General features: G+C 69.0%; 28 protein-coding genes and 1 pseudogene. 9 read left to right on the top strand and 20 right to left on the bottom strand.

Translation table 11 applies throughout. From position 1 onward, the window contains the following. Window positions 1-130: 130 nt before the first annotated feature. Window positions 131-343, bottom strand: a pseudogene (locus tag GC092_RS06185) (putative quinol monooxygenase); the annotation flags it as partial. Further along, window positions 343-960 carry a TetR/AcrR family transcriptional regulator gene (locus tag GC092_RS06180; protein ID WP_324014446.1) on the bottom strand — a complete coding sequence of 206 codons (618 nt, stop codon included), beginning with the start codon at window positions 958-960 and terminating at the stop codon, window positions 343-345. The pseudogene GC092_RS06185 and the gene GC092_RS06180, both read right to left, overlap by 1 nt. Before the next feature lie 58 nt (window positions 961-1018). On the opposite strand from GC092_RS06180, the gene GC092_RS06175 reads away from it, so the two are divergent. Continuing rightward, the gene (locus tag GC092_RS06175; protein ID WP_324014445.1) at window positions 1019-1948 is read left to right on the top strand and encodes an alpha/beta fold hydrolase; all 930 of its coding nucleotides are present in this window, start codon (window positions 1019-1021) and stop codon (window positions 1946-1948) included. A 19-nt stretch (window positions 1949-1967) separates the two neighbouring features. Here the strand turns inward: GC092_RS06175 and GC092_RS06170 are convergent, their stop codons facing one another. Together GC092_RS06170 and GC092_RS06165 are read right to left on the bottom strand one after the other, a co-directional pair. After that, window positions 1968-2477, bottom strand: a complete 510-nt coding sequence (locus GC092_RS06170) for a pyridoxamine 5'-phosphate oxidase family protein (protein ID WP_324014444.1) — start codon at window positions 2475-2477, stop codon at window positions 1968-1970. A gap of 62 nt (window positions 2478-2539) precedes the next feature. Then, window positions 2540-3409, bottom strand: a complete 870-nt coding sequence (locus GC092_RS06165; RefSeq protein WP_324014443.1) for a sigma-70 family RNA polymerase sigma factor — start codon at window positions 3407-3409, stop codon at window positions 2540-2542. 88 nt (window positions 3410-3497) lie between these two features. Here GC092_RS06165 and GC092_RS06160 point away from each other — a divergent pair, with 88 nt between their 5' ends. Continuing rightward, entirely contained in the window at window positions 3498-4001 is a 504-nt protein-coding gene (locus GC092_RS06160; RefSeq protein WP_324014442.1) for a carboxymuconolactone decarboxylase family protein, read from the top strand. 57 nt (window positions 4002-4058) lie between these two features. On the opposite strand, the gene GC092_RS06155 is transcribed toward GC092_RS06160, so the two are convergent. Continuing rightward, a complete protein-coding gene (locus GC092_RS06155; protein ID WP_324014441.1) occupies window positions 4059-4619 on the bottom strand; it encodes an NAD(P)H oxidoreductase in 561 nt (186 codons plus the stop codon). A gap of 98 nt (window positions 4620-4717) precedes the next feature. On the opposite strand from GC092_RS06155, the gene GC092_RS06150 reads away from it, so the two are divergent. After that, a complete protein-coding gene (locus GC092_RS06150) occupies window positions 4718-5152 on the top strand; it encodes a MarR family winged helix-turn-helix transcriptional regulator (protein WP_324014440.1) in 435 nt (144 codons plus the stop codon). Window positions 5153-5248: 96 nt separating this feature from the next. On the opposite strand, the gene GC092_RS06145 is transcribed toward GC092_RS06150, so the two are convergent. Continuing rightward, a complete protein-coding gene (locus tag GC092_RS06145; RefSeq protein WP_324014439.1) occupies window positions 5249-6220 on the bottom strand; it encodes a helix-turn-helix transcriptional regulator in 972 nt (323 codons plus the stop codon). A 105-nt stretch (window positions 6221-6325) separates the two neighbouring features. Between GC092_RS06145 and GC092_RS06140 the strand changes: the two genes are divergently transcribed. Together GC092_RS06140 and GC092_RS06135 are read left to right on the top strand one after the other, a co-directional pair. After that, entirely contained in the window at window positions 6326-6742 is a 417-nt protein-coding gene (locus tag GC092_RS06140; RefSeq protein WP_324014438.1) for a VOC family protein, read from the top strand. Between the two features lie 103 nt (window positions 6743-6845). Further along, window positions 6846-7754 (top strand): alpha/beta hydrolase, encoded by a 909-nt coding sequence (locus GC092_RS06135; protein ID WP_324014437.1) that lies wholly within the window; start codon window positions 6846-6848, stop codon window positions 7752-7754. Window positions 7755-7768: 14 nt separating this feature from the next. Here the strand turns inward: GC092_RS06135 and GC092_RS06130 are convergent, their stop codons facing one another. The 9 genes from GC092_RS06130 to GC092_RS06090 all read right to left on the bottom strand — a co-directional run bounded on the left by GC092_RS06130 (window position 7769) and on the right by GC092_RS06090 (window position 15487). Continuing rightward, window positions 7769-8461, bottom strand: a complete 693-nt coding sequence (locus tag GC092_RS06130; protein ID WP_324014436.1) for a nucleotidyltransferase domain-containing protein — start codon at window positions 8459-8461, stop codon at window positions 7769-7771. A 71-nt stretch (window positions 8462-8532) separates the two neighbouring features. Then, entirely contained in the window at window positions 8533-9075 is a 543-nt protein-coding gene (locus GC092_RS06125) for a putative immunity protein (protein WP_324014435.1), read from the bottom strand. 56 nt (window positions 9076-9131) lie between these two features. Then, complete coding sequence (locus GC092_RS06120) at window positions 9132-9569, bottom strand: HIT family protein (RefSeq protein ID WP_324014434.1); 438 nt, start codon at window positions 9567-9569, stop codon at window positions 9132-9134. Window positions 9570-9622: 53 nt separating this feature from the next. Further along, window positions 9623-9751 (bottom strand): hypothetical protein, encoded by a 129-nt coding sequence (locus GC092_RS06115; RefSeq protein ID WP_416383295.1) that lies wholly within the window; start codon window positions 9749-9751, stop codon window positions 9623-9625. 262 nt (window positions 9752-10013) lie between these two features. Beyond that, window positions 10014-10319 (bottom strand): hypothetical protein, encoded by a 306-nt coding sequence (locus GC092_RS06110; protein ID WP_324014432.1) that lies wholly within the window; start codon window positions 10317-10319, stop codon window positions 10014-10016. A 236-nt stretch (window positions 10320-10555) separates the two neighbouring features. Continuing rightward, window positions 10556-12412 carry a hypothetical protein gene (locus tag GC092_RS06105; RefSeq protein ID WP_324014431.1) on the bottom strand — a complete coding sequence of 619 codons (1857 nt, stop codon included), beginning with the start codon at window positions 12410-12412 and terminating at the stop codon, window positions 10556-10558. After that, complete coding sequence (locus GC092_RS06100; RefSeq protein WP_324014430.1) at window positions 12405-12881, bottom strand: ABC-three component system middle component 2; 477 nt, start codon at window positions 12879-12881, stop codon at window positions 12405-12407. The genes GC092_RS06105 and GC092_RS06100 overlap by 8 nt, the downstream gene beginning before the upstream one ends. Continuing rightward, complete coding sequence (locus GC092_RS06095) at window positions 12878-13975, bottom strand: ABC-three component system protein (RefSeq protein WP_324014429.1); 1098 nt, start codon at window positions 13973-13975, stop codon at window positions 12878-12880. The genes GC092_RS06100 and GC092_RS06095 overlap by 4 nt, the downstream gene beginning before the upstream one ends. 238 nt (window positions 13976-14213) lie before the next feature. Next, window positions 14214-15487 (bottom strand): IS3 family transposase gene (locus tag GC092_RS06090; protein WP_324014851.1). Its coding sequence is split into 2 segments (ribosomal slippage): window positions 14214-15217 and window positions 15217-15487, totalling 1275 coding nucleotides; the frame shifts between segments, so codons are not numbered across the junction. 64 nt (window positions 15488-15551) lie between these two features. On the opposite strand from GC092_RS06090, the gene GC092_RS06085 reads away from it, so the two are divergent. Continuing rightward, entirely contained in the window at window positions 15552-16154 is a 603-nt protein-coding gene (locus GC092_RS06085) for a TetR/AcrR family transcriptional regulator (protein ID WP_099421948.1), read from the top strand. After that, window positions 16151-16735: a hypothetical protein gene (locus tag GC092_RS06080; RefSeq protein ID WP_324014428.1), complete on the top strand. Its 585-nt coding sequence runs from the start codon at window positions 16151-16153 to the stop codon at window positions 16733-16735. Before GC092_RS06085 ends, GC092_RS06080 begins: the two co-directional genes overlap by 4 nt. 36 nt (window positions 16736-16771) lie before the next feature. Here the strand turns inward: GC092_RS06080 and ychF are convergent, their stop codons facing one another. After that, window positions 16772-17845: a redox-regulated ATPase YchF gene (gene ychF, locus GC092_RS06075; RefSeq protein ID WP_282979560.1), complete on the bottom strand. Its 1074-nt coding sequence runs from the start codon at window positions 17843-17845 to the stop codon at window positions 16772-16774. Between the two features lie 111 nt (window positions 17846-17956). Between ychF and GC092_RS06070 the strand changes: the two genes are divergently transcribed. Further along, window positions 17957-19033, top strand: a complete 1077-nt coding sequence (locus GC092_RS06070; RefSeq protein WP_324014427.1) for an FUSC family protein — start codon at window positions 17957-17959, stop codon at window positions 19031-19033. Here GC092_RS06070 and GC092_RS06065 read toward each other — a convergent pair. From GC092_RS06065 to GC092_RS06055, 3 genes are read right to left on the bottom strand one after another with little or no spacing between them, the layout of a single operon-like run. Further along, window positions 19023-20915 (bottom strand): YhgE/Pip family protein, encoded by a 1893-nt coding sequence (locus tag GC092_RS06065; RefSeq protein ID WP_324014426.1) that lies wholly within the window; start codon window positions 20913-20915, stop codon window positions 19023-19025. The two genes, GC092_RS06070 and GC092_RS06065, sit on opposite strands and share 11 nt — an antisense overlap. Further along, the gene (locus tag GC092_RS06060; protein WP_324014425.1) at window positions 20912-21763 is read right to left on the bottom strand and encodes a hypothetical protein; all 852 of its coding nucleotides are present in this window, start codon (window positions 21761-21763) and stop codon (window positions 20912-20914) included. Before GC092_RS06060 ends, GC092_RS06065 begins: the two co-directional genes overlap by 4 nt. Then, window positions 21760-22380 carry a TetR/AcrR family transcriptional regulator gene (locus GC092_RS06055; RefSeq protein WP_282979565.1) on the bottom strand — a complete coding sequence of 207 codons (621 nt, stop codon included), beginning with the start codon at window positions 22378-22380 and terminating at the stop codon, window positions 21760-21762. The genes GC092_RS06060 and GC092_RS06055 overlap by 4 nt, the downstream gene beginning before the upstream one ends. Before the next feature lie 104 nt (window positions 22381-22484). Here GC092_RS06055 and GC092_RS06050 point away from each other — a divergent pair, with 104 nt between their 5' ends. Beyond that, complete coding sequence (locus tag GC092_RS06050; protein ID WP_324014424.1) at window positions 22485-23057, top strand: 3'-5' exonuclease; 573 nt, start codon at window positions 22485-22487, stop codon at window positions 23055-23057. Between the two features lie 43 nt (window positions 23058-23100). Here the strand turns inward: GC092_RS06050 and GC092_RS06045 are convergent, their stop codons facing one another. Next, a complete protein-coding gene (locus GC092_RS06045; protein ID WP_271173757.1) occupies window positions 23101-23322 on the bottom strand; it encodes a UDP-N-acetylmuramyl pentapeptide phosphotransferase in 222 nt (73 codons plus the stop codon). Window positions 23323-23327 lie beyond the last annotated feature (5 nt).

Genomic DNA, 23327 nt, shown 5'->3' with positions numbered 1-23327 from the left:
GGTCGTCCGCACGCGGCCGCCGCCCGCCGAGCGGCGACGGACGCCTCGGCTCCCCGAGCACGGGCGGCACGCCGTCGCGCGTGACGTAGCGGCGTTCGATCCCCGCGGTCGCGCGCGCCCAGGTGCTCTGGGCCATCCGCGCCTGATGGGCGGCGAAGGCGCTCTCGTCCGCGAACACCTCGTCGACCTGCCACGCGAGGGGGTCCGCGGTCGGGCGCACGTGGAACGCGAGGCACCCCGGCTCCGCGCGGGTCGCCGCGAGATGCGCGGGAAGGTGGCGCTCGACGCGCTCGGCCTCGGCGGGCGTCGCGCAGAGGAGGTGTCCCGTGAGGACGATGGGCATCAGGCCCCCCGGCCAGTCGGGCGCGCGTCCGCGACGCGCGCCCGCGGGGCTGCGATGCCGCGGACGCAGACCGCGAGCGCCGTGCGCCAGGCCTGCTCCCCCTGCAGAGCGCGTCGGCGCTCGAGCGCCGCGAGCCCCTCGCAGAGGGCGTGGAACGCGCGGACCTGCGCCCCCAGTTCCGGTTCGTCGACCGAGCCGCCAACCCGCGCGACGCGTGCCCGGAGCTCGGCGAGCGCCTCACCCCGCGCCGCTTCCGCCGACGGCGCGTCGTCTGCCGTCGGGCGGTCGAGACCGAAGGCGAGAGCGTAGAGGGCCGGATGACGCGCGGCGAACGCGCGAAGCGCCAGTCCGGCCTCGACGAGGTCTGCTTCCGGATCGTCGGTGACGGGCAGCTCGGCCACGCGGCGCCCGAGCAGGTCGAATCCTCGCACAGCGAGCCGCGCGAGGAGGTGGCCCTTGGAGGTGAACACGCTGTAGATCGCACGCGTCGTGACGCCGGTCCGCTCGGCGAGGGCGCGCACCGACAGAGCCGCGAGCCCGCCCTCCTCAAGCACCTGCTCGGCCGCCTCGAGCAGGTCCGCCTCGGTCTCGGCGCCGTACCGTCTGGGTCGTCCCACCTTGACAGACTATCGTCACATCGTTACGTTACGTTGTAACGAAACTCGGGAGGTCATCGTGGACCCCGCTCTCGCTCCGGTCGGACAGCACGCCTTCGGCGGGCGCCTCGAGCGCTTTCGCCTCCTCCGGCGCGAGCTCTTCGCGCGTCGCGGTCTCGAGCTGGACGAGCACCAGGTCATCCGCAGAGACGGGAGCCGCATCCATCTCCTGTCATCCGGCGGCGGCGACGACGAGGTCACCGTCTTCGTCCACGGCGGCGTGGGGAACAGCGCGGAGTGGGCGGACGTCGCGCCGCGCGTCACGGGTCGGGTCGCGATCGTCGACACCCCGGGCTTCGGCCTCTCGGATCCGCTCCCCTCCCCGATCGACGACTGGGGTCGCGCCTGCGCGAGCTGGCTGCTCGACGTCGTCGACGCCATCGGGGCGGCTCGCGTCCGCCTCGTCGGCTGCTCGATGGGCGGCTTCGCGGCGATCCGGTTCGCAGCCGCTCACCCCGATCGCGTGACGGGGCTCACGCTGGCGGGAAGCGCCGGCGGGCTGTTCGCGGACATCGGGCTCTTCCTGCGCCTGTGGACGGTCCCCGGCGTGGGCAAGGCGGTCTCGCGCCTGCCCCTGCGCGATCCGGAGGCCGTGCGGAGAAGGATGTTCGGGCCCTACGTGGCCGACCCCGCGCGGATCGCCGACGATGTGCTCGCGGTCGCCCTCGCGGGCGTGAACCTCCCGGGCGCGAGAGAGGCGAGCCGAGCGGTGATCCGCTCCGTCGCCGACGCGCGGGGCTGGAAGCCGGCGGCGCGCGTGGACGCTCTCCTGGTCGCCGCGGACGTGCCGACCGCCTTCGTGTGGGGCGATGCCGACATCCATGCTTCCCCCGACGTCGCACGCGCCCTCGCCGCGCAGATGAGCGCGGCCCGCGTCGTCGTCGTGCCGGCCGCCGGGCACATCCCCCACCTCGACCATCCCGACGCCGTCGCGGACGCCATCCGCTGATCGGCTCGCGGCGCGCCGCTCACGCCGCCGCGATGCGCCACTCCCCGCCGGGATCGCGCACGAGGCGGGCCTGCGCGAGGCCGAACGGCGGTGGTGTGACGCGTCGCCGCGCGTCCCAGAGCTCGATCTCGAAGGGGACGCACCGGACCACGACGAACGCGGGGTCGTCCGGTCCTGCCGACCAGAAGGCTCGCCAGAACGGCATGAACCAGCGGCGGCGGGCGGCCGCGTCCTCGAGCATCTCCGCCGCGCATCGGACGGTGACACAGGCACCGTCGCGTTCACGGAGGTACGAGAGGCCGACTCTTCCGCTCCGGCGGATCTCGGCAGCCTTCCGGCTGTGCGGCGACGTCCCGAAGTGCACGACGAGGTCGGCATCGGGCCGGAAGGGCTGCACAGCGCGGGCCCGCGGCCCACCCGGCGCGTCGGTGATGCACAGGCAGTAGCGAGCGCGCATCGTCGCGCGGGCGACGTCGAGCCAGACGTCGACGGATGCGCGGTGCGCGCGGATGCCCCGGCGGCGCACCACCGCGCCGATCCACTCGAGGAGAGCGCGCCGGGCTCGCCGGGCGCGCGAAGTGGACCGCGCGCTCACCGGGGCAGCTCGATTCGCGCGAGACGAGCGGGCCCCGCGTAGGCGTCGATGGCGACGATGCGCTCGCCGAGCACCGAGAAGGCCATCACCGAGACCGCACGCTCCCCCACCTCGATGACGACGCCCGGCCGTCCGTCGACGAGCACGGGCACGAGCCGCGCGTCGGGGTTCGCGAACATCATCGCGTTGCCCGCGACCGCCTCGGCGCCGCGCACCACACGGAGGGGCGAGGTCGCCGTGTCCGCGCGGAGGACGACGTCGGGATCGAGCACGGCGATGAGACGCGGCAGGTCGCCCGAGCGGGCCGCCGCGAAGAACGCATCGAGCACGGTCCGCTGCCGCCGCGGGTCCGCGTCGCCACCTCCTCCCGCCGCCTGCACACGACGCCGTGCACGGGACGCGAGCTGGCGCACCGCCGCGGGAGACCGCTCGAGAAGCTCCGCGATCTGCTCGAAGGGGACGTCGAAGGAGTCGTGCAGCACGAAGGCGACGCGCTCCGCGGGGCTGAGCCGATCGAGGACGAGCATGAGAGCGGCGCCGACGGCGTCTGACAGCTGCGCCGCGACATCCGGAGCGCCCTCGGGAGTGTCCGTGTCCACGACGGGATCGGGCAGACCCTGCTCGTACGCGATCTCGTTCCGGGTCGCGCGAGCGCGCAGCGCATTCAGACACACGCGCGATGTCACGGTCGTGAGCCAGCCGCCGAAGTTGTCGACGTCATCGTCGCCTGCGCGTGACACGCGAAGCCACGTCTCCTGGACCGCGTCGTCGGCGTCTGAGGCGGATCCGAGCATGCGCTGGGCGAGCCGTGCGAGCCGCGGTCGGTGCTCCTCGAAGCGGATGGCGAGGTCGTTCTGATCGGTCATGTCACATTCCCTCTGTTCGGCGGGTCACTCTACTGACCGCCCGAAACGCGGCGGTGTGACAGCACAGATGCGATACGAGGAGACCACCATGACCGACACCGCTCTGCTCACCCCCGCCGACGCCGACGCCGTCGTGGCGCACAAGGCGCGCATGCCCCATCCTGCCTTCCTCCTGGAGGGCGGGCTCGATGCCCTCACCGGGCTGAACCGCGTCGCCCGCTCGGCAGGACTGCCCGAGCCCCTCCTGCATCTGCTCTGCCTGCGCGCGAGCCAGATCAACGGCTGCAGCTGGTGCGCGGTTGACCACGCACGCGAGATGAGCGAGGACGGCGCATCGCCCGAGCGGATCCACTCGGTCGCCGCCTGGCGCGATGCGCCGTACTTCACCGAGCGAGAGCGGGTCGCGCTCGAGTTCACGGAGGCGATCACCCGCCTCGCCGATCACCACGACCCGATCTCGGACGAGCTCTGGTCGCGCATGACCGAGCTGTTCGACGCTCGCCAGATCTCGGCGCTCCTGTTCGAGATCGGCGCGATCAACGTCTGGAACCGGATCAACGCAGCCATCCGTCAGCCCGCAGGGCGGCGCTGAGCACGCCGGGCCGCGCCGCGTGAACGGCGGCGCGGCCCTGACCTGCGGCGCATCCCCCTACGCGGCGAGCGCGGCGGACGAGACGATCTCATCCCCGCGCGCCGCGTCGGGCTCCTCGAGGGTGTCGTAGATGAGGTGGACACGGGCGTCACGGATCCCGCAGAACTCGGAGATGCCGACCCGCAGCTGGACATCGAGCGCCGTGTCGAATCCGTGGCGCGCGTAGTACGCCGACGAGGCGCCGGCCAGGCCGATCCAGAGCATGCGCGTGCCGTGGAGAGTCGACGGCTCGTAGGCGAACCCCCGGTTCCACACCCGATCGACCCAGCCCTTGGCGATCGCAGGCAGACCGAACCACCACACGGGGAAGACGACGACAACGAGGTCCGCGGCGGCGATGCGAGCCATGTGCGCCCGGACCTCCGCCGAGTACTCCTTCGTGTGGTCGGCCCAGTCGGGCTCGTCCGCGGTGCGCAGCGACGGATCGAAGCCCTCCGCATACAGATCCAGGACGTCCACCGTGCTGCCCTCGGCGCAGAGCGTGTCCCGAACGCGCGCCGCCGTGGCGGCGGTCAGCGAATCACGGCGTGGATGTGCGACGACGACGAGCGCGTGCATCGATCTCGACTCCCTTCGGCGGTGGCACCGCATACTTGATCGGCTCAAGCATTACCGTGGCACATTTGCTTGATTGGATCAAGTGTTATGCTCGGCGCATGGCAGCTCCGTCAGGACCCGTGTCGGCATCGACGGACGCCGAGCGCGCGATGTTCGACTTCGTCGACGCCTACGACAGGGCCTATGAGATCGCGGCCGCGCAGCACCAGATGAGCGTCGCCCAGGCCTGCGTGCTCGGACGCATCTCCAGCCCGCGCGGGATGCGCGAACTCGCCGACGAACTCGAATGCGACGCATCGAACATCACGCAGATCGTCGGCCGACTCGAGGCGCGAGGACTGGTGGAGCGCCACGCGAATCCCGACGACCGCAGGTCTCGACTGCTCATCCGCACGCCGTCCGGCGACAGCCTCAACGCCGCCTTCGAGCAGAGCTTCGCGTTCGCGAGGACAGCCGCCTCCCGACTCAGCGCTGACGAGCAGAGCCAGCTGGCCCAGCTCCTGCACAAGGCACTCGGACGAGCCTCGGCCTGACGCCGCGCGGGCTGAGACGGCGGCGTGGCCCGAGGATTCGTCACGTCGCACCGGCAGGAGCCATCCACCCCTCCCCGGCTCACGACCCGACAGAGCTCAGCCCGTCGCCCGCGACATCCTCGCCGCTGCAGCCCGGACGCGGTCGCGCAGCTCGTCCGGGCCGTCGATCGTCACCTCGCAGTCGAGGGCCGCGATCACGGGCGGCAGCCAGTCCAGGCTCTCGGCATGGATCTCCGCCCGATACCAGGGCAGGCCGTCCTCGGACGCACCCTCTCCGTCGTCCAGCCGCTCGAGCCGGGCCACGCTCCGCGGCAGGTGAGGTCGGATGCGATCCTCGGTCGCCCGGATGCGCAGCACCACCTCCCACCGGTAGTCCGCGCCGGCGAACCGATCGAGCAGGCCCTCGGCATCCGGCCGGCGCGGCGGAGCGAAGGTCTCGCGCAGAGATCGAGCTGACCGAACCCTGTCGACGCGGAAGGTCCGCTCCTCCTCCCGATCCGTATCGAAGGCGATGAGATACCACCGATCCCCGTGCGCCACCAGGCCATGCGGATGGACCACTCGTCGGGAGAGCGCGCCGTGACGGTTGACGTACCGGAGATCGAGCGCCCGCCGAGACGCGACGGCCTCCGCCAGGGTCAGCGTGATGGCAGGGTCGGGAGCAGCGGTACCGGCCTGAGGGGTGCGCATCGTCGCACCGAGAAGGGCGTCGACCCGCTCCGCCTCCGCGGCCGGGAGTGCTCGCCGGATCTTGGTGAGGGCCGTCTGCGCGGCGATCTCGGGCTCACTAGACGCCGCCTGGGCGCGGACGAGCCCGAGATAGACAGCCACCGCCTCCTCGGCGCTGAACATGAGCGGGAGGACCCGCTCGCCCGGCGCCAGTCGATAGCCGCCATAGCGTCCCCGCAGCGTCTCCACGGGCAGCCCGAGATCGACCAGCCGCGCCATGTCCCTGCGGATGGTCCGCTCATCGACGCCGAGCCGATCGGCCAGCTCGCCGACAGTGCGCTGGTGCGCGGACTGCAGGAGGTCGAGCAGGCGCAGGGCGCGAGCGGTCGTGTCGGCCATCCATCCATTGTCCTCCGCATACAGGACACTTTGCGCCCGGTATCGCTCGTAGCGTCATGTCCGTGGCCGAGTGCGTCGGCCACGGACAGGACAGAAGGAGAAGGCATGGAGCTGGCAGCCACCCGCATCATCACCGACGACGTCGACGCTCTCGTCAGGTTCTACGAAGCAGTCACCGGAGCAGCCGCCGAGCGGCTCCACCCGATGTTCGCCGAGCTTCGGACGCCATCCGGCACGCTGGCCATCGCGAGCTCCGCCACCGTGCACCTGCTCGGAGACGGTGCCGCCGAGGCCCACGCGAACCGCAGCGTCGTGCTGGACTTCCTCGTCGACGACGTGGACGCGACCTACCGGGCCGTTCAGGACGTCGTCGAGGTGTTCGTCAACGCGCCGACGGACATGCCCTGGGGCAACCGGTCGCTGCTCGTCCGCGACCCGGACGGCAACCTCATCAACCTCTTCACGCCGATCAGCGAAGCGGGCCGGCGGCGCTTCGCGAAGGACGTCGCCGCCGAGCGCTGAAGGCGCGCCTCCTCCGTCGGCGCGGAACGCCACCACGGGCGCTATGCTCGGCGCCGAGCGCGGAAGCCGCGTTCTTCCGGCGCCTCGTCCGATCGGAGAGCTCATGACCACCACCTCGGCCACCGGCGACGCACCCGCCGCGTCCGCGCAGCACGGGATGACGCCGATCCCCATCCCCGAGCAGCCCGACGCCATCGAACTCGGGACGGGACAGCCGCCGGGGGCTTCAGCACCCGAGGCGTGGCACAGCCAGTACGGAAGCATGTTCGCTCGCAATGTCAGCACCGCCACCCTCACGCCGTTCCTGCCCGACCCGGCCACGGCGACGGGCACCGCCGTGATCGTGGCTCCGGGCGGCGGATTCATGTCCCTGTCCATGGAGAACGAGGGGTGGGACGTCGCTCGCGCACTCGCGAACCGTGGCGTCGCCGCCTTCGTGCTGAAGTACCGTCTCAAGCCGACTCCAGAGGATCTGGACGACTTCGACGCGGCGATCAGGGCGATGCTGGCCGCACCGCGCCTGTCGGACCGGCATGACCCGGCCACGGCGCTCCGCGGGCTCGATGCGCAGATCGCCGACGCTCGCGCCGCATTCGCGCTCGTGCGAAGCCGCGCGGACGAGTGGATGATCGATCCCGCGCGCGTCGGCATGGTCGGCTTCTCCGCGGGTGCGATGCTCACGGTCGCAACGGCCCTTGTCGGCGGGGATGCGAAGCCGGCGTTCATCGGCGATGTCTACGGCCCGCTCACGGCCTTCGACGTCCCTGAGGACGCGCCGCCGCTGTTCATCGCGCTTGCCGCGGACGATGGCCTGATGGACCCGAGCGGATTTCCCCTCGTCGAGAGCTGGCGCGCTGCGGGGCGGCCCGTCGAACTCCACTTCTATGAGCGGGGCGGCCACGGGTTCGGCATGTATCCCAAGGAGACGACCAGCACGGACTGGTTCGGCTCGTTCGTGAGCTGGATGAGGATGCACGGTCTGCTGGAGCGCACCGAGCCGACGTCTCGCTGAGTGCTGCGACTGCCCTACAGGCTGCTCGGCTTCTCGCCCCTGATGAAGCCGTCCTGCAGGTATCCCCCCACGGAGTCGAGCACTGCGCGGCACTTGCCTGCAAGCGCGGCGTGATCATCCGCCCCGTTGTCGACCCAGGCGGCAAGACCGAAGGGATCCTGGTTCGCGCGCAGCTCGCGCAGGAGCCACTTCCCGGTCCCGACCCAGGCGGGCATCGAGCGCAGGGCCAGCTCAGCCGCCTCCCGCCACGCTGTCGCCATGACCACACGGAGGGTTCCCGAGTCTGCCGCGTCCTCCAGATCATCGACGAGCGCCGAGAGACTGTACCGGCGCGCTCGAAGCTGATCCCTGTCGATGGGTGCTGGCCCAGCAGCGAGCGTCGCGCGCGACGCGGAGACCAGTTCGTCCGCGATGTCGCCTTCGATCAGCGACACCCCTGCCCCGATGAGCCGATCCAGAACGGGACGAGCATCATCGCGCCCTTTGTCCAACCAGTCGTGCAGCGCGTCCGGCCCATAGACGAAGGCCTCCACCAGTCGCCCGTTGTGCGTGGTGGTCTGGACGAACGCCGTCGTCGACCATTCGCCGGGCAGCACCACGAGAATGTCCAGGTCCGAGGTCTCGGTCGCCGTCCCGGACGCAGCGCTCCCCCGAGGAACGCCGCAGACGCCTGCGGGTAGTCGGCGCGCACGAAGGCTCGTGCGCATTCAACGAAGTCCGTCACAACAGCCACTCTGGCACGACGGCCACGGGAGGCCGAGACGCGTCGTACGGGAACTCACCTCACGGTCTCGCCGAGCTGCGCTTGGATCTGGCGAATCGTGGATCCGAGCACGCCGCGGGACAGAAGGCCAGGTGCGAGCGGACCTGACGGATCGGCGCCGAGGGGCGGAAGCAGACGCAGCGCCTCACGCTCGCGCTCGCTGAGGTCCGCCACTTGCCAGCGCACCTCCTCCTGCACCAGCTCCGGCTGCTCGGGGTGCGCAAGCGAGACCGCCTTCGCGGCGTACGCCGCCGCGCCCAGCGCGTGAGCGGCCATGTGGGCGACAGCCGCCGCCTGGCCGACGGCGCGAGCGGCCGCCACTCCGGCGGAAGTGGTCGCTGCCCGTGCCGCTTTCAGAGCGACGAGGCGCTTTCGGATCTCCTGCCCAGCGCTGCTGTCCCCGGCGCTGTAGGCGCGGGTGCGGGCGACGGCATCGAGGATCTCACCTCGCGCCACGTCGTCGGCATCGAACAGCGGGAGCACCCGCTCAGCGCAGGACAGCGCCCACCGCGCCAGCACGCGCCGGTCCGAGTCGCTCAATGTCTGATTCGACACCACGCGGCGAGGATATCCGACGCGGAAGCTCAGGCTGGCCAGTGCTCAGGACGCCGCGTCTACACGTTGAAGCGGAACTCCACCACATTCCGTAGCCGGATAATCTCTGCCGTCAGTTCCGCCCGCAGGTCGTCATGCTCGCCGTTCAGAGAGAATTGCGGATCCGTCCAGTGATCAGGCGAGTACAGCCACACAGGTTTCGCGACGAGGTCGGGCGGCTCCCATTCGTACCGCGGCCAGACGTGCGCGTGAAGGAACGCATCATGATTCCCAAGGATCTCGACGTTGACGCGCCGAAACGCCTCGTCGCGACGACGGCAGACGTTCTCGACTGCCGTGGCGACCAGGTCGACGTCCGCGAGGTAGCGGATCCGGTCTGCGCGCGGCAGATCGCTCAGGCGATCCACGCCCGGCACCTTGGTCAGCGCGAGTGAGTACCCCGGGAGCCATTGGACGTCTCCGACGACGGCGAATGCCGCATCGAGCTCAGCGAGCACCGTGGGATTCATCCCTGCAAGCGCCGACCGGACTCGGTCCTCATGCCAGGCGGTCACGCTACCTGCAGCGGGGTGATCGCGGCGATCTGCTCGGCCGCGCGACCCTCGGCGAGGTCGAGGTCGTACTGCGACTGCAGGTTCAGTTTGTTCTGTGCGATACCGAAACCTCTGATGAAGTCCATGACGACCTCCCCCGGGTGGATCGGCGGATAGAGCTTGTCAGTGATAGTCAACGATCTCGACCCCCTCGAGACCGGCGTCGGTCCACGTGAAGCAGATCCGCCACTGGTCGTCGGTCCTGATGCCGTGCGACCTGATCGCCTTTGACCAGGACAGCACGCACCGCTTCATGAGCGCCTAGACGTTGAAGCGGAACTCCACCGAGTTACGGTACAGACCGACCTCTGGCAAACGGCGCAGCGAACCGCTTCAACCTCCTGCTTGTCAGGCGCGCCAGAGCACCGCGTCTTCCACTCCATCCGTGGCGAGCAGCGCTGGGAGGTCGGGCACCCGCAATGGGCGATGTATCGGCAGATGGTCCACCACCGAGTCCCAGCTCGGGCTCCCTTCGGGGATCTCGAGGAAGTCACCGTTCATGAGTTCGACGATGATCTGCAGATAGGACTCGGCAACGGTGAGACCGCCGACCGTCACGCCCGGTTCGCGTGCCAGCACAACAGATCGGACGTCCGACCACGGCGTGAGGATTCCGAACGTCACAATGCCCTCGGCGATGATCCTGTACTCCATCCGGAGACCGTCCCTCCGCTCGTTTTCGCCCACTCGACAGTACGACGTGAGATCCTCACCCCGCGACGGCCTATGGGCTGGAGGTGGGCCGCGCCTTGCTCACAAATTGAATCTCCACTCCACCACGTCGCCACGGTTAGGAACCGCGCATGCGACTCGCGCGGACGGGCGCGCGGGACTCGAACGGGACTTGTTACCGTTCGGTCACCGGGGAAGCTGTTGACGGTCGGTGCCGGCTAGACCTGAGGTGGATAGAACCCTGCCCGCTCGCTAGTCGTCGCTGAGCCTCCGAAGAAGTACTCTCGGCTTCCGTCTGGCAATGGCGAGACGGGCGACTTGTTCTCGAGAATGATCGACTGTCCAGAGAACTGGTTCTGAAGATAGGTGTAAAACGCGTCGACGACATTGGTACTGATCGTTTCATCCTCGCCACCGAGTTCCGGGTCCCCCGGCTGTCGGTACGTCACGATCGGCGAATCGAGGATGACGAACCCGGGGTGCCGGTACTCACGCCGGAGGCAGTACTCCGCAAGAGCCACGTTGAACAGGGCGCGGAGGATGGAGCGGACGCCCTTGCCACGCACCCGGCGGACGCGTTGGTCGACGACCAGGTCGCGCTCGCTAGTGGAGTAGTGGACGGTGCTATCGGGTGAGAAGGACCACTGCCGAAGTATCTCCTGTGCCACTACGTCGAACTGATGCAAGTCGCCCGACACGATCGGGACTTCCGTCGATGTCTTAGGCTTCTCGACTCGAGCAGTCGCGTTCCGCAAAGTGAGGAGGTTCAGAAGGCGGTTGTGATTGTCGATTTCTCTCTCGACCCGAGACCGGGCCTCGAGAAGCGATGACAGGTCGCCACCCGGCGTCTTGATCTCGCTATCGAGGCGTCGAATGTCGCTGTTGAGTTGCAGGTTGTCTTCCGACAGCGCTGCCGCACGCGCGGCGATGGTTTGTCGCTCTATCTGGATCGACCTGATCGTCTCGTCGAGGTTGGCGCGCAGCGCCAAGATTTTCGCTTGTTCGGATGCGATCGAAGCTGCGAATGTCGCCGGCTCGTCCGTGCCGAGCGGGAACTCCGGCCAGTGCTGATGCAACGGCTCCGCGCCGCAGAAGGGACACGCACCGTCTCCGTCGACCGCAAGCACGTCAGAGGCCTGCGAGAGCATCTCCAGACGTGAACGGTCGGACTCATACTGACTGCGAAGCAGACCGAATCGCGCTTCGAGGCTGCCGAGTTCGTCGTTGCGTTCGACAAAGCTGGCCAGTCTTTCAGTGTTTGACGCGCGACGAAGCACGAGCTCGTCGCGCTGGGAGCTCACGTCGTTGAGCGCTCTAGTGGCAGCTGTCAGCGATCCGTTGAGACGCGCGAGTTGTTCGCGGAGTTGATCGACCGGTGGGGATTCAGCCAGCTCCTGCTCAAGCTCCGCGATCACCTGGTCGAGAACCTCGAGCTTGTTCGCCGAGATCTTCTTCAGCTCGGCAGCCTTGGGGACTGGCGTCAATCCGGAGTCGTCGTGCCCCTCAATGAACATACGGAAGATCGCGGCTTCGACAGGGCGATCGGCATACTGGCCGAACTCGATGGGCGATCGCTTCGTGAGAATCGTCTCCTCGTCGACGGCCGCAAGTCGGACTACATCCCGCCACTGCAGCGGACGCGTCTCGTTGTGTTGATTCTTACGAACCACAGATTCGTCCAAATCCGTGAGCGCGAGCAGAACACGAGAGACGCTCCGCGGATCCTTCGAAACATGCTGCGGCGCCAGGTACTCAGGAGCCGGGACGGTCATTAGTTCGCGAAGATCTTCCTCGACCAGCCCGACCTTTCCGCCGGTCAGGTCACGAACGAGCGTGACGACTTTACCCTCCGTAGTGCGAACGCCGAGGTGCACGTATTGATACCCTTTGGCCTCGTCTGGGAGCTCAATCGTCTGAGCGAGACCGAATGAGTAGCTCAGAAGATCAAAGATGTGGGATTTTCCGGTATCCGACGCACCGTGAATGACGGTGAGGCGGTTGCCGAACTCGATCGTGGCCGGAACGACGTCCTTGCCGACGGCGGTGAGGTGAACGAGGTGTAGTCGATTAGCCATGATGGTCCTGCCCGTTCAGCTGTGCGAACTCTTCAGCCCAGCTTCCGAAGACGGCACCGAGCCTTGCCCTGATCTCGTCGTCATTAAGAGCCCCGAACGTCGACGCCGCCCAGGTGCATCGCGCTCGTAACCGTGTGAGGTATACCGCATCCATTGAATCGAGGAAGGGACGCGCATCCTCGCTGGCGCTAAAATAGATCCCCGCCGTCGTCAGGTCGCGGACGATCAGTCCGCGAGCCCCCATGAGAGAAATCCCCTCGCGGATGAGCTCTCGTTTGACCCCCAGTTCGCCGACACGTCCCGGGATCTCCGGATGGAGGCTGCTCGCACCTGCGAAGTCACCGCTGTGAAGCACGACATGGTCGAGGAGTACAACTCGAGCAAGGTCAGCGCGCGCAGGATACAAAGCGGTGAGAAGCGCGACGACACGAATGCCGATCTCAAGCGGACTATTCAGCAGTTGCGTCATTTGTCAGCGACCCACGTAAGCCGGTCGTCGTTAGCGAGCTGATGGCAGATACCTCGTCTATCGGCAGGCTCGGTAACTTGGATGAGCGCATTGGTGCTCAATTGTGCGTTTACGGCTTGTTCCAGCGTGCGGCGAAGACGTTCCAAGCCGTCGGGGTGTTCGGCCTCCGCAGTCTCGATGACCGCGTCGAAAAGTTCATTTTGGAGGCCTTCGAACGTGTTGGGGAGCACACGATCGCGGGCGAACGTGCGGAGTGCCTCCGCGCGAAAGAAGCTCTCCCGCTGTCGCTGGAGATGCACCCCCGCTTTGTCGTGTACCTCCGCAGAGGCGATGGTCGCGACCGTTGAGTAACGCTCCTGGTAGGCATGGACAAGTTTTGTTAGGTAGACGAGTTCCTGAGGGCCAACTTCCTGCGGTGGGCCTTCAGACGCGGGGCGAGCGGGGAGCCCACCTCCGAATCGAGCGGAGTGGTAAGGAGTCATCCTGTGTTGATCGATGAGGGCCAAAACCTCGACCGAGCCGAACATCGAGAAGTCAGTCGCGGTGGCAAGCGCGCGCACGGCGCTTCGATCCTTGGAATCGAGTTCCCTGAAGGGCTTCGCAGTACTGGATTCTACCTGTTCGAGGAACTTCGCTCGCAGTTCGGTCGGCGAAGACACCAGGTGGGCCAGGTGGGTTCCCAGCCCGCGAGGCGCGATGAAGCTGTAACTCGACGGCAACTTGTACGCCGGTGTGCGGACGGGAAGCAGGAAGACTTTGAGCATCTCCGGCCACGCAATCGAAGGTGTCAGGCTCTTGTCGTAGTGCTTGCCTTGGAAGCAGTCCCACTCGCCTTCGAAGCCTCGATCAGTCTTGAAGCCGGCGACGTCAACGCCACGGTCGCCGGATCCACCGAAACGCTGAACACGGACGTACTTGGACGACAGTCCATTCGCCCACTCTTCAATGAAGATCTCCCATTCGTCCGGGTCGTAGGTCTGAATGACCTTTCGAGGGGCAAGACGAGGGCCGTGCTCAGCCTGAGAGGCGGTCAGCGCCGAGGCTGGATACGGGATCTGGAGGTCACGCACGCTGACGCGATTCCCATCTTCCATGTGCCCACGTTAGCGGAATCGCGGAGTCCGCCCGGTACACGACAGACGGCACGGGCGGCGAACAAGACCCAGATGGTGGCGAGACGCCCGCGTCGCCGCGAGCCACAAGGTTGCAAAAGTAGGCCTACTAGGTCAAGTAGGCAGAGAACGTGAGGCTTCCCCACCAGAGAGACAAAAGGCTCCTTTCTCCGCCGATTGATACATTGAACCGTGAACCGTCCCCGGTTCTCTGCCGCTCCTATGCGGGTGCCAGCACCGGGTGGGATGGCGTTTCGAGGTCAGCGTAGTGGACGGCTTCGAACTCCTCGGGAGGGACGTCCCCGAGCGTGGAGTGCAGGCGTCGATGGTTGTACCAGTCGACCCATTCTGCGGTGACCCATTCCACGTCGTCGACGGTCCGCAGCGGCCCGTTGCGGAATGGGGAGTCGTCGCGGATGGCTTCGTTCTTGAACAGCCCGATCGTCGACTCGGCGAGGGCGTTGTCGTAGGCGTCGCCGATCGACCCGATGGACGCGGCTATGCCCTCGAGGGCGAGGGTCTCGGCGAAGCTGATCGAGGTGAACTGGCTGCCGGCGTCGGAGTGGTGCACGAGCCCGTCACCGGCGGGGTGACCGGCACGGTCGCGCCGCCAGAGACCCATCCGCAGCGCGGTGGTCACCAGCGGGGTCGTCTTGCTCGTGCTGGTATACCAGCCCACGATCGTCCGGGAGAAGCAGTCGATCACGAAGGCCACGTAGACGAACCCGGCCCAGGTGCGCACATACGTGAAGTCCGCGACCCAACGCCGATTGGGTGCCTCGGCGGAGAAGTCCCGCTCCAGCAGGTCCGGCGCACGCTGCGCGTTCCGATCTGGGATCGTCGTCCGCACGCGTTTGCCTCGCACGAGCCCGCCTATGCCGAGTTGCCGCATCAGCCGGTCCACGCGCCGCTTCGACACGGCCAGACCGCGTCGCCGCAGGAGCGCGGTCATCTTCCGCCGGCCATACGTCGACTCCGGCGTCGCCTTCCCGTTCTCGTCGACGCGAGCGGCGAGGATCGCGTCGATCACCGCCGCGTCCTCCAGATCGCGGTTGCTGGGCTGGGCAGTCTTCCAGGACCGATAGGTTCGCGCGGCGACCTGCACGCCCTGCTCCCGCAGGACATCGCAGTTCGACTCGACCGCGCGGCCCTTGGCGCGCTGCTCGTCGATGAACGAGACGATCAGCGCTTTCGGGGGTCGAGCTCCCCGGCGAAGAAAACCGCCGCGTCCCGCAGGATCGCGTTGGCCTCACGCAGCTCTCGGTTCTCGCGCTCGAGCTTGCGGATCCGCTCCGACTCGGTCGTGCTGACCCCCTGCCGGTCGCCGGCGTCGACCTGCGCCTGCCGCACCCACCGGCGCAAGCTCTCAGCGCCGAAACCGAGCCGCTTCGACACCGTCTCGCACGCGGTCGTGAGGTTCGGGTACTCATCGAGGTGATCGAGCACGAGCCGGATAGCGCGCTGCTTCGTCTCCTCCGGAATCCTCTTCGGCATGATCATCATCTTCCTTCCAGACTCGAAAGGAAGCGGCATCAAACCGGGGACGGTTCATTAGGAGGTGCCAGTGAGCCGAGGTGTGGGGCGGGACCACGAGACAGTGCGCGGCGCTATCGCTGCCGCAGCGTGCGTACTGGTGGCGGAGGAAGGTGCCGGCGCGTTGACGGTGCGACGAGTTGCTGCCGCTGCTGGGGTCTCGCCCGGCCGGGTTCAGCACTACTTCCCCGACCGCACTGCTCTGATGCTCGCGGCCTTCGACTCGGTACAGCACGCCGTTGCCGCAGAGGTGGCCACGGCCGTCGGGGAAGCCGCCGCGCCGGAACAGGTGTTGACCGCCGTCCTGCGCGCGATGATTCCCACCGACGACACAGCGATGCGACGACTGCGGGTGGTGGCGCAGTTCGAGTCGCTGGCGCTCACGGAGGACATCCTGGCGACGAGGATCCGCGAGGGGCACGCCGAACTTCTCGCCTTCCTCGAACGCCTCCTGGAATCCAGCAGGATCCGCCTCGACTCGAACAACACCGAAGGCACTCTTCAGGGACTCCTTGCTACGGCCGAAGGGCTCAGCGGGCAGGTTCTCCTCGGCCAGTCCTCGCCCGATCGGGCGCTCGCGCTGCTGCAGACATCCATCGACGACATGTTTCGAGGAGTCGCATCGTGACCACGCAATCATCAACGACGCTGAGGCCCCTCCGGTGGGGAGCCGGCCTCATCCGGGGGAGATTCGAGGTGCACCGGAACGGACATCGCTACGTCGTCGACTCCGGGTACCTCGATCTCGATGAGCGCATCTCCCTGTACCACGACGGTCGCCTCGTCGACACAACGCGACGCAAGGCCTCCTTCGCCATCGAAGACGGCGCGCACATCGAGGCAGCTGTCACAAAGCTCGGGATGAAGTACGTACGCATCCGCGAGGCGAAGGCACGGGAGACCCAGCCGCTGACCCCTGCTGCGGGCACCGCCGAGGCTTGGCGAGCGAACCTCGACCGCCAGCACCCCGCAACCAGTCGAGCAGTCGGAATCGTCGCCACCCTCATCGTCGTGGGGGTGCTTCTGCTCGAGCTTCCTCAGCTGATCAACCTCGTCGGTCTGCTGACGTCGTACGTCGGGCTCCCAGTATTCGAGATCCCGGCGATCCGCCTCGCGGGTTGGCAGAACCTCCTCGTCATCATCGCCGGAGGCCTCGCGGCGATCGAACGAGGGCTGAGCATGAGATACAACCCACTCTTGGACGACTGAACCCCCGCTGGTCAACGCGATAGGCAGCCAATCGCCTCACACATTGAAGCGGAACTCCACCACGTCGCCGTCCTGCATGACGTAGTCCTTGCCCTCGATCCGCACGCGGCCCTTCGCCTTGGCCTCGTTCATCGAACCGGCCTCGTCGAGGTCGGCGAACGAGACGATCTCGGCCTTGATGAAGCCGCGCTCGAAGTCGGTGTGGATGACCCCGGCGGCCTGCGGTGCCGTCCACCCCTTGCGGATGGTCCACGCGCGCGCCTCCTTGGGCCCCGCGGTGAGGTAGGTCTGCAGCCCGAGCGTCTCGAAGCCGACGCGCGCGAGCTGGTCGAGCCCCGACTCCTCCTGGCCGAGCGACTGGAGCAGCTCGAGCGCCTCGGCCGGCTCGAGGTCGATGAGCTCCGACTCGACCTTCGCGTCGAGGAACACGGCCTTGGCGGGCGCGACGAGCGCCGCGAGCTCCGCCATCCGCTCGGCGTCGGTGAGGACGCCCTCGTCGACGTTGAACACGAACAGCGTCGGCTTGGCCGTCAGCAGGCCCAGCTCCTTGATCGGCGCGACGTCGAAGCCGGCCTGGAACAGCGTCTTGCCCGTGTCGAGCACGGCCTTCGCCTCGAGGGCGGCGGCGTGCACGGCCGGGTCGGTCTTCTTCCCCTTGACCTCCTTCTCGAGACGCGGCAGCGCCTTCTCGAGGGTCTGGAGGTCGGCGAGGATGAGCTCGGTGTTGATCGTCTCCATGTCGCTCGCCGGATCGACCTTGCCGTCGACATGCACGACATCCGTATCGGCGAATCCGCGCACGACCTGCGCGATCGCGTCGGCCTCGCGGATGTTCGCGAGGAACTGATTGCCGAGGCCCTCGCCCTCGCTCGCCCCGCGCACGATGCCGGCGATGTCGACGAACGACACCGGCGCCGGGAGGATCCGCTGCGAGCCGAAGATCTCGGCGAGACGATCCAGGCGCGCGTCCGGCAGCTCCACGACGCCGACGTTCGGCTCGATCGTCGCGAACGGGTAGTTCGCCGCGAGCACCGTGTTCTTGGTCAGGGCGTTGAAGAGGGTGGACTTGCCGACGTTGGGCAGGCCGACGATTCCGATAGTGAGAGCCACGGGCATCCATCCTACGGCGCGGCGCCTGCGAGGCCGCCCCGCGGATAGACGACGACCCCGGGCGCTGTCCACCCGTTCCGCGAGCGCATGGCGACCGGTACCGTCTCGATCATGACGTGGCGCTCGCGGTGGGAGGCGCTCAAGCGCCGCAGCCAGGAGCTCGAGGGGCCGGGGCGCGGCCTCCTCGCCGCCAAGACCGCGGTGGCGTGCGGTCTCGCGTGGTACCTCGCACCCTGGGTGCCCTTCGCCGAGAACGAGTACTCCTACTACGCTCCCCTGGGCGCCCTGGTGAGCATGTATCCCACCCTGATGCGCTCGGTGCGCACGGGCCTGCAGACGCTCGCGGGCGTCGGCATCGGCATCGCGCTCGGCGCCGCGGGGCTCGCTCTCGTGCACGCGGGCGGTCCGGCCGTGGTCGCCCTCGGGGGCGTGGTCGGCGTCGGCGTCCTCGCCGGGGCCACGCGCTTCCTCGGGGCGGGCGGCGACTGGGTCGCGATGGCCGGGATGTTCGTCCTGCTCCTCGGCGGGGCCGACGCCGACCAGTTCTCGATCTCGTACATCGTCACGCTCGCGTTCGGCGTCGTCGTCGGCGTCGCGGTCAACCTCGCGATCGTGCCGCCGCTGCACCTCGGGTATGCGAGCCGGCGCCTCTCCCAGCTGAGGGATGCCGCGGCAGGGTCGCTTCGCGATCTCGCGGACCTCCTCGAGCGCGGCACCGGGCCCCGCGAGGAGATCGACACGATCGTGAGCGGGCTCCGTCGCACGGCCTCCGCGGTCGCGGCCGACGTGCTCGATGCCGACGAGAGCGCCCGGGGCAACCCGCGCTCGCGCGGCCACCGTGAGGAGCGCGCCGTCAACGACCGGCGCCGCAGGGCTCTCGAGCACACGGTGTTCTCGATCCGCGACCTCAGCGACGCGCTCTTCCGCTCGGGTGGCGAGGACGACGGCGAGCCCACGGTCGACCGCACGGCGCATGAGCCGCTCGTCACGGCGATCCGCGCGTGCGCCGACCTCGTCGCGGCGCCCCTCGAGTCCGAGGACGCCGACGATCTCGTGTCCGCTGCCGAGGACGCGGTCGCCGACTACCTCTCGACCGTGCGCGACGCCGGGGCTCCGAGTCCCGAGGCCGCGACGGTCGGGTTCTGCCTCCAGCGCATCCTCGAGAGCGCCCGGCCGATCACCCGATGAGGGATGGCCGGAGGTCGCGCAGCGTGCGGCGTCGCGTCATCCGGAAGGTCACGACGAAGGCCGCGAGCAGAGCGCCGACGAGCCACAGCCCGAGGAACCCCGCGTCCGCCCAGGCGCGCGCGAAGTCCCCTCCGTACATGAGCTGTCGGATGCCGTCGACCGCATGGCTCATCGGCAGCGCCTCGTGCAGCGTCCGAAGCGGTGTCGGCAGCGTCTGATACGGGAACGTCCCGCCCGCCGTGACGAGCTGGAGCACCATGAGCACGAGCCCGAGGAACTGCCCGACGCTCCCCAGCAGGACGTTCAGCGTGAGGATGATCGCCGCGAAGGTCGCGGAGGTGAGGGCCATGAACCCGAGCATCGGCCAGGGCTGCGCCACGGCGTACCCGAGGGCGAATGCGACGACGCAGAACACGACGGCCATCTGCAGGATGCCGAGCGCCGCAGGCGTCGTCCATGCCGCGAGCGTGATGGGCAGGGGTCGCCGCAGCGCCGTGACCGCGCGCTTCGAGTAAGGCTTGACGATGAGGAACAGCGCGTAGATCCCGATCCATGCCGCGAGGCTGATGAAGAAGGGCGCCATTCCCGCACCGTACGACGACGCCTCCGTGATCGCATTCGACGACACGTGCACCGGGTCGGCGATCATCGCGGCGGCCGTCTTCCGCTCGTCCTCTGACTGGTCGGGGATCTGCGTGACGGCGTCGGCGAGTCCGTCACGCAGCTGCACGGCGCCGTCGTCGATCTTGACGAGGCCATCCGCGAGCGACGACGCGCCGTTGGCGAGCTGCCGCACTCCGGTCGACAGGTCCGACGCGCCGGACTGGGCGCTCGAGATCCCGTCGACCAGCGCGGGCATCCCGTCCGCGAGCTTCTGCGTGCCCTCGGCGACCTGCGCGCTGCCGTCGGCGAGCGCCTGGATGCTGCCCGCGGCATCCTGCACCTGCGCGTTCGCGCTCTCGAGATCCGTCCGCACGGGCGAGACGATTCCGAGCACCGTCTGGATCTGCGTCTCGTCGAGGCCGGCCTCCTGCAGGCGGCCCCGGATGTCCTCCTCCGTCGGGAGGTTCGCCACCGCGTCGCCGATGCGCTGCGCGACCGGCTGAACCGTCGCGGAGAGCTGCGCGTTGCCCGCTGCGACCTGGTGCGCGCCGTCGTTGAGCTGGCGCGTCTGGTCGGGCAGGGCCGCGGTCGAGTCGCGCAGCGTCGTCAGGCCGTCCGTGAGCCGCGAGGCGCCGTCGGCCGCCGTGCCGGCGCCATCCGCGAGCGTCGCCGATCCCGTCCGCGCCTCGCCCGTCCCGTCCGCGAGCTCCCGCGCGCCGTCTGCGGCGTCGACGAGGCCCGATCGCACGGTGGCGAGCCCGTCGAGCAGCTTCTGCGCGGCCTCCCGGCCGACCTCCTGCGTGAGGCTCGAGCGCACCTTCTCGCCGACCTGATCCGCGATCGTGCCCGCGAGGTAGCTGTTGGAGTCGTTCGTCGTGACCTCCACGACGGCCTGCTCGGGGTCATCCCCCGCCGCCGAGGTGAGCGCTCGCGAGAAGTCCGGCCCGAACGTCACGATGAAGTCGTACTCCCCCGAGCGGATCCCGTCTGCGGCCTCCTGCGACGTCGTGACGCGCCAGTCCATCTCGGCGTCCTCGACGAGCTGGTCGCGCACCTGATCGCCGTAGTTGACCGTCTCGCCGTCCTGCGTGGCCCCTTCGTCTGCGACGACGAGCGCGACCGGCACCTGATCGAGGTTCCCGTACGGGTCGTCGTTGCCCCAGAGATAGAGGCCGGCGTAGAGCACGGGCACGAGCATGAGCGCCGCGAGCGCGAGCTTGGCCATCGGCGTGGCCGTGAGGCGCTTGAGCTCGGTGCGCACGAGGGTGAGGAAGGTCATCGTTCGGTCTCCTCCGCGTCGGGTCGCGACGCGATCGGGTCGGGGCAGGCGGATGCGGCGGCGGATGGCTCCGCGTCCGCGATGTCGGATGGCGCGGTGTCGTATGGTGCGGACGGAGCCGGGGTCTCCCGCTCGCCCTCGACCGGGACGTCGGTCTCGGAACGCAGGACGGTGACGGGCGGCGCGACCGGCAGCGGCGCGGTCTCGGCCGCAACCGGCTCGCGGACGACGTCGTGGACCTGGGCGTGCGCGTCCCGCTCGAGTGCCATGAGCGCCCCGACGGCCTCGACCGATGCGCCGCCGGCGAGCACGATCACGAGGAGCCCGCGGTCTGCCCACGACCGCGCGACCTCGTACCATCCACGTGGGTCGCCGCCGTGGCGGTCGGGCGAGACGATGACGAGCGCCTCGACTCCGCGGCGACGCGCCGCCGTCTCGGTGAGGACGCGCACCCTCACCTCGGCGGGGAGCTCGCCCATGGCGGTGTCGCGGTAGGCGACGAGCCCCTCGTCGGCGAGCATCCGGCGCGCTGCGCGACGCGTGCCGCGCACCCCCGAGAAGGCGAGCTCCTCGCGGAGCACGGTGTGCAGGGCGAGATCGTCGACGGGGGCGCTCACGTCGGGCGCGTCGACGATCGCGACCGCGCGCCGCAGCGCTCGCGCGTCCGCGGCGCCGTCGAGAGCGACCTCGCCCGAGTCGGGCGACATCCGGCCGCCGAGGATGAGCGACAGCACGCTCGGCCGCTGTCCGCCCTCGACGGGGACGACCGCGACCTCGCCCGAGCGGGCGTGGACCGTCGTCTCCGGCAGCACGCTGCCCTTCGAGATGCCCCGCGCCGAGATCCTCATGCCGCGCCCACCGCCATCGCGACGGCCGCGGCGTCGCGCCAGGACAGCCCGGCGACGCCGAGTGCCGTGACCACGACGAGGTGCCGCGCCTCGGCGTCGCCGAGCCCGCGCCGCACGACCTCGTCGAGCACCGCGAGCGCGGAGTCCTCGATGAGCCGTGCCACGATCGCCGGGTCCGCGTCGGAGCGGAAGGAGCCCGACGCGGCACCGCGCGCGACCGCGTCGCGGAGGGACGCGCGGATGGGCTCCAGCCCGCGCGCGGCCGCTCGCTCCAGCGGTCCGCGCACGATCACGCGCGCGACGAGCTTGACGTCCGAGACCTCCTGCCACAGCGCCATCCCGATCCGAGCGACGTGCGCGGCCGGGTCGGGGTCGCCGACGTCGGCGAGTGCCGAGGCGATGCGCGCGGTGCCCCGCTCGACGAGCTCGCCGAGGAGCGCGTCCCGCGAGGGGAAGTGGCCGTAGAGGGCGCGCCGACTCAGACCCGCCTCGGCGGCGACGGCGTCGATCGATGCCTCGGGATCGCGTCGGAGCAGGCGCGCGGCGGCCTCGAGCAGGGCTTCCCTGTTCTCGAGCGCGTCGCGGCGACGGCCACGGGGCGGTGCGGTCTCGTCCATGACCTTCACGGTAGTAATCTGCACAACGGTGTGCAAGTTATTTCGGAGTACTCACAGGCGCGCCGCGGTCCGCGCTCCCAGGAACGGTCGGAGAGACTGGACGGATGCCCCTCGACTTCACCGCGATCGACTTCGAGACCGCGAACTCCCGCCCGGAGTCCGCATGCCAGGTCGGTCTCGCTCGCGTGAGGGGCGGCGAGATCGCCGCTCGCGCCTCGTGGCTGATCCGGCCGCCTGCGGGCTTCGACGAGTTCTTCGCCTTCAACTCGACGATCCACGGGATCCACGCCGACGACGTGGTCGGGGCGCCCGAATGGGCCGAGCAGTTCGACGATCTGCGCGACTTCGCGGGTGACGACATCCTCGTCGCGCACAGCGCGACCTTCGACATGGGCGTGCTCGGGCGCGCGTCGGCGGCCACGGGCGTCGTCTGCCCACCCTGGCGATCGCTGTGCAGCCTCCAGCTCGCGCGGAAGACGTACGATCTCCCGTCCTACAAGCTGCCGAGCGCGGCGGCCGCGGCCGGCTTCTCCGGCTTCGCGCACCATCACGCGGGCGCGGACGCCCTGGCATCCGCGCACATCGTCATCGACGCGGCGCGCCGATTCGGCGTGGACGATGTCGAGGCGCTCGCGCAGTCGGCGGGCATCGCCATCGCGACGCTGCTCGTCGCCTAGCCGGTGGGCTGAGTCGCCCTCCCGCCGGTGCGGATGGCGGGAGTCAGCCGGGCAGGAAGCTCAGCAGGGCGACGACCGCCGCCGAGGTGACCACGAACGCGCCGATGTGCCACCAGGGGCTCGCCTCCTGGTCCGGCGCGCGGCGAACGCGGAAGAGGACATCGGGGCGGCGCGCCGGATCCTTCGCGGCGGCGACGACTGCCTGCGCGCCCGTCCGGACGTCGGGTTCCCGCACGGTCTGCTGAACGGTCTCGTGCACTGCCATGATCT

Source organism: Microbacterium sp. JZ37, assembly GCF_035188445.1.
Classification (GTDB): domain Bacteria; phylum Actinomycetota; class Actinomycetes; order Actinomycetales; family Microbacteriaceae; genus Microbacterium; species Microbacterium barkeri.
This window is presented reverse-complemented; position numbering and strand designations above follow the sequence as displayed.

Excerpts from the sequence above, each read along its gene's own strand:
- GC092_RS06155 (WP_324014441.1), bottom strand. The coding sequence starts at position 4,619 with ATGCACGCGCTCGTCGTCGTCGCACATCCACGCCGTGATTCGCTGACC.
- GC092_RS06055 (WP_282979565.1), bottom strand. The coding sequence starts at position 22,380 with ATGGACGAGACCGCACCGCCCCGTGGCCGTCGCCGCGACGCGCTCGAG.
- GC092_RS06050 (WP_324014424.1), top strand. The coding sequence starts at position 22,485 with ATGCCCCTCGACTTCACCGCGATCGACTTCGAGACCGCGAACTCCCGC.
- GC092_RS06105 (WP_324014431.1), bottom strand. The coding sequence starts at position 12,412 with ATGGCTAATCGACTACACCTCGTTCACCTCACCGCCGTCGGCAAGGAC.
- GC092_RS06115 (WP_416383295.1), bottom strand. The coding sequence starts at position 9,751 with ATGGACTTCATCAGAGGTTTCGGTATCGCACAGAACAAACTGAACCTG.
- GC092_RS06140 (WP_324014438.1), top strand. The coding sequence starts at position 6,326 with ATGGAGCTGGCAGCCACCCGCATCATCACCGACGACGTCGACGCTCTC.
- GC092_RS06160 (WP_324014442.1), top strand. The coding sequence starts at position 3,498 with ATGACCGACACCGCTCTGCTCACCCCCGCCGACGCCGACGCCGTCGTG.
- GC092_RS06070 (WP_324014427.1), top strand. The coding sequence starts at position 17,957 with ATGACGTGGCGCTCGCGGTGGGAGGCGCTCAAGCGCCGCAGCCAGGAG.
- GC092_RS06045 (WP_271173757.1), bottom strand. The coding sequence starts at position 23,322 with ATGGCAGTGCACGAGACCGTTCAGCAGACCGTGCGGGAACCCGACGTC.
- GC092_RS06060 (WP_324014425.1), bottom strand. The coding sequence starts at position 21,763 with ATGAGGATCTCGGCGCGGGGCATCTCGAAGGGCAGCGTGCTGCCGGAG.
- GC092_RS06165 (WP_324014443.1), bottom strand. The coding sequence starts at position 3,409 with ATGACCGATCAGAACGACCTCGCCATCCGCTTCGAGGAGCACCGACCG.
- GC092_RS06145 (WP_324014439.1), bottom strand. The coding sequence starts at position 6,220 with ATGGCCGACACGACCGCTCGCGCCCTGCGCCTGCTCGACCTCCTGCAG.
- GC092_RS06065 (WP_324014426.1), bottom strand. The coding sequence starts at position 20,915 with ATGACCTTCCTCACCCTCGTGCGCACCGAGCTCAAGCGCCTCACGGCC.
- GC092_RS06130 (WP_324014436.1), bottom strand. The coding sequence starts at position 8,461 with ATGCGCACGAGCCTTCGTGCGCGCCGACTACCCGCAGGCGTCTGCGGC.
- GC092_RS06100 (WP_324014430.1), bottom strand. The coding sequence starts at position 12,881 with ATGACGCAACTGCTGAATAGTCCGCTTGAGATCGGCATTCGTGTCGTC.
- GC092_RS06095 (WP_324014429.1), bottom strand. The coding sequence starts at position 13,975 with ATGGAAGATGGGAATCGCGTCAGCGTGCGTGACCTCCAGATCCCGTAT.
- GC092_RS06110 (WP_324014432.1), bottom strand. The coding sequence starts at position 10,319 with ATGGAGTACAGGATCATCGCCGAGGGCATTGTGACGTTCGGAATCCTC.
- GC092_RS06135 (WP_324014437.1), top strand. The coding sequence starts at position 6,846 with ATGACCACCACCTCGGCCACCGGCGACGCACCCGCCGCGTCCGCGCAG.
- GC092_RS06150 (WP_324014440.1), top strand. The coding sequence starts at position 4,718 with ATGGCAGCTCCGTCAGGACCCGTGTCGGCATCGACGGACGCCGAGCGC.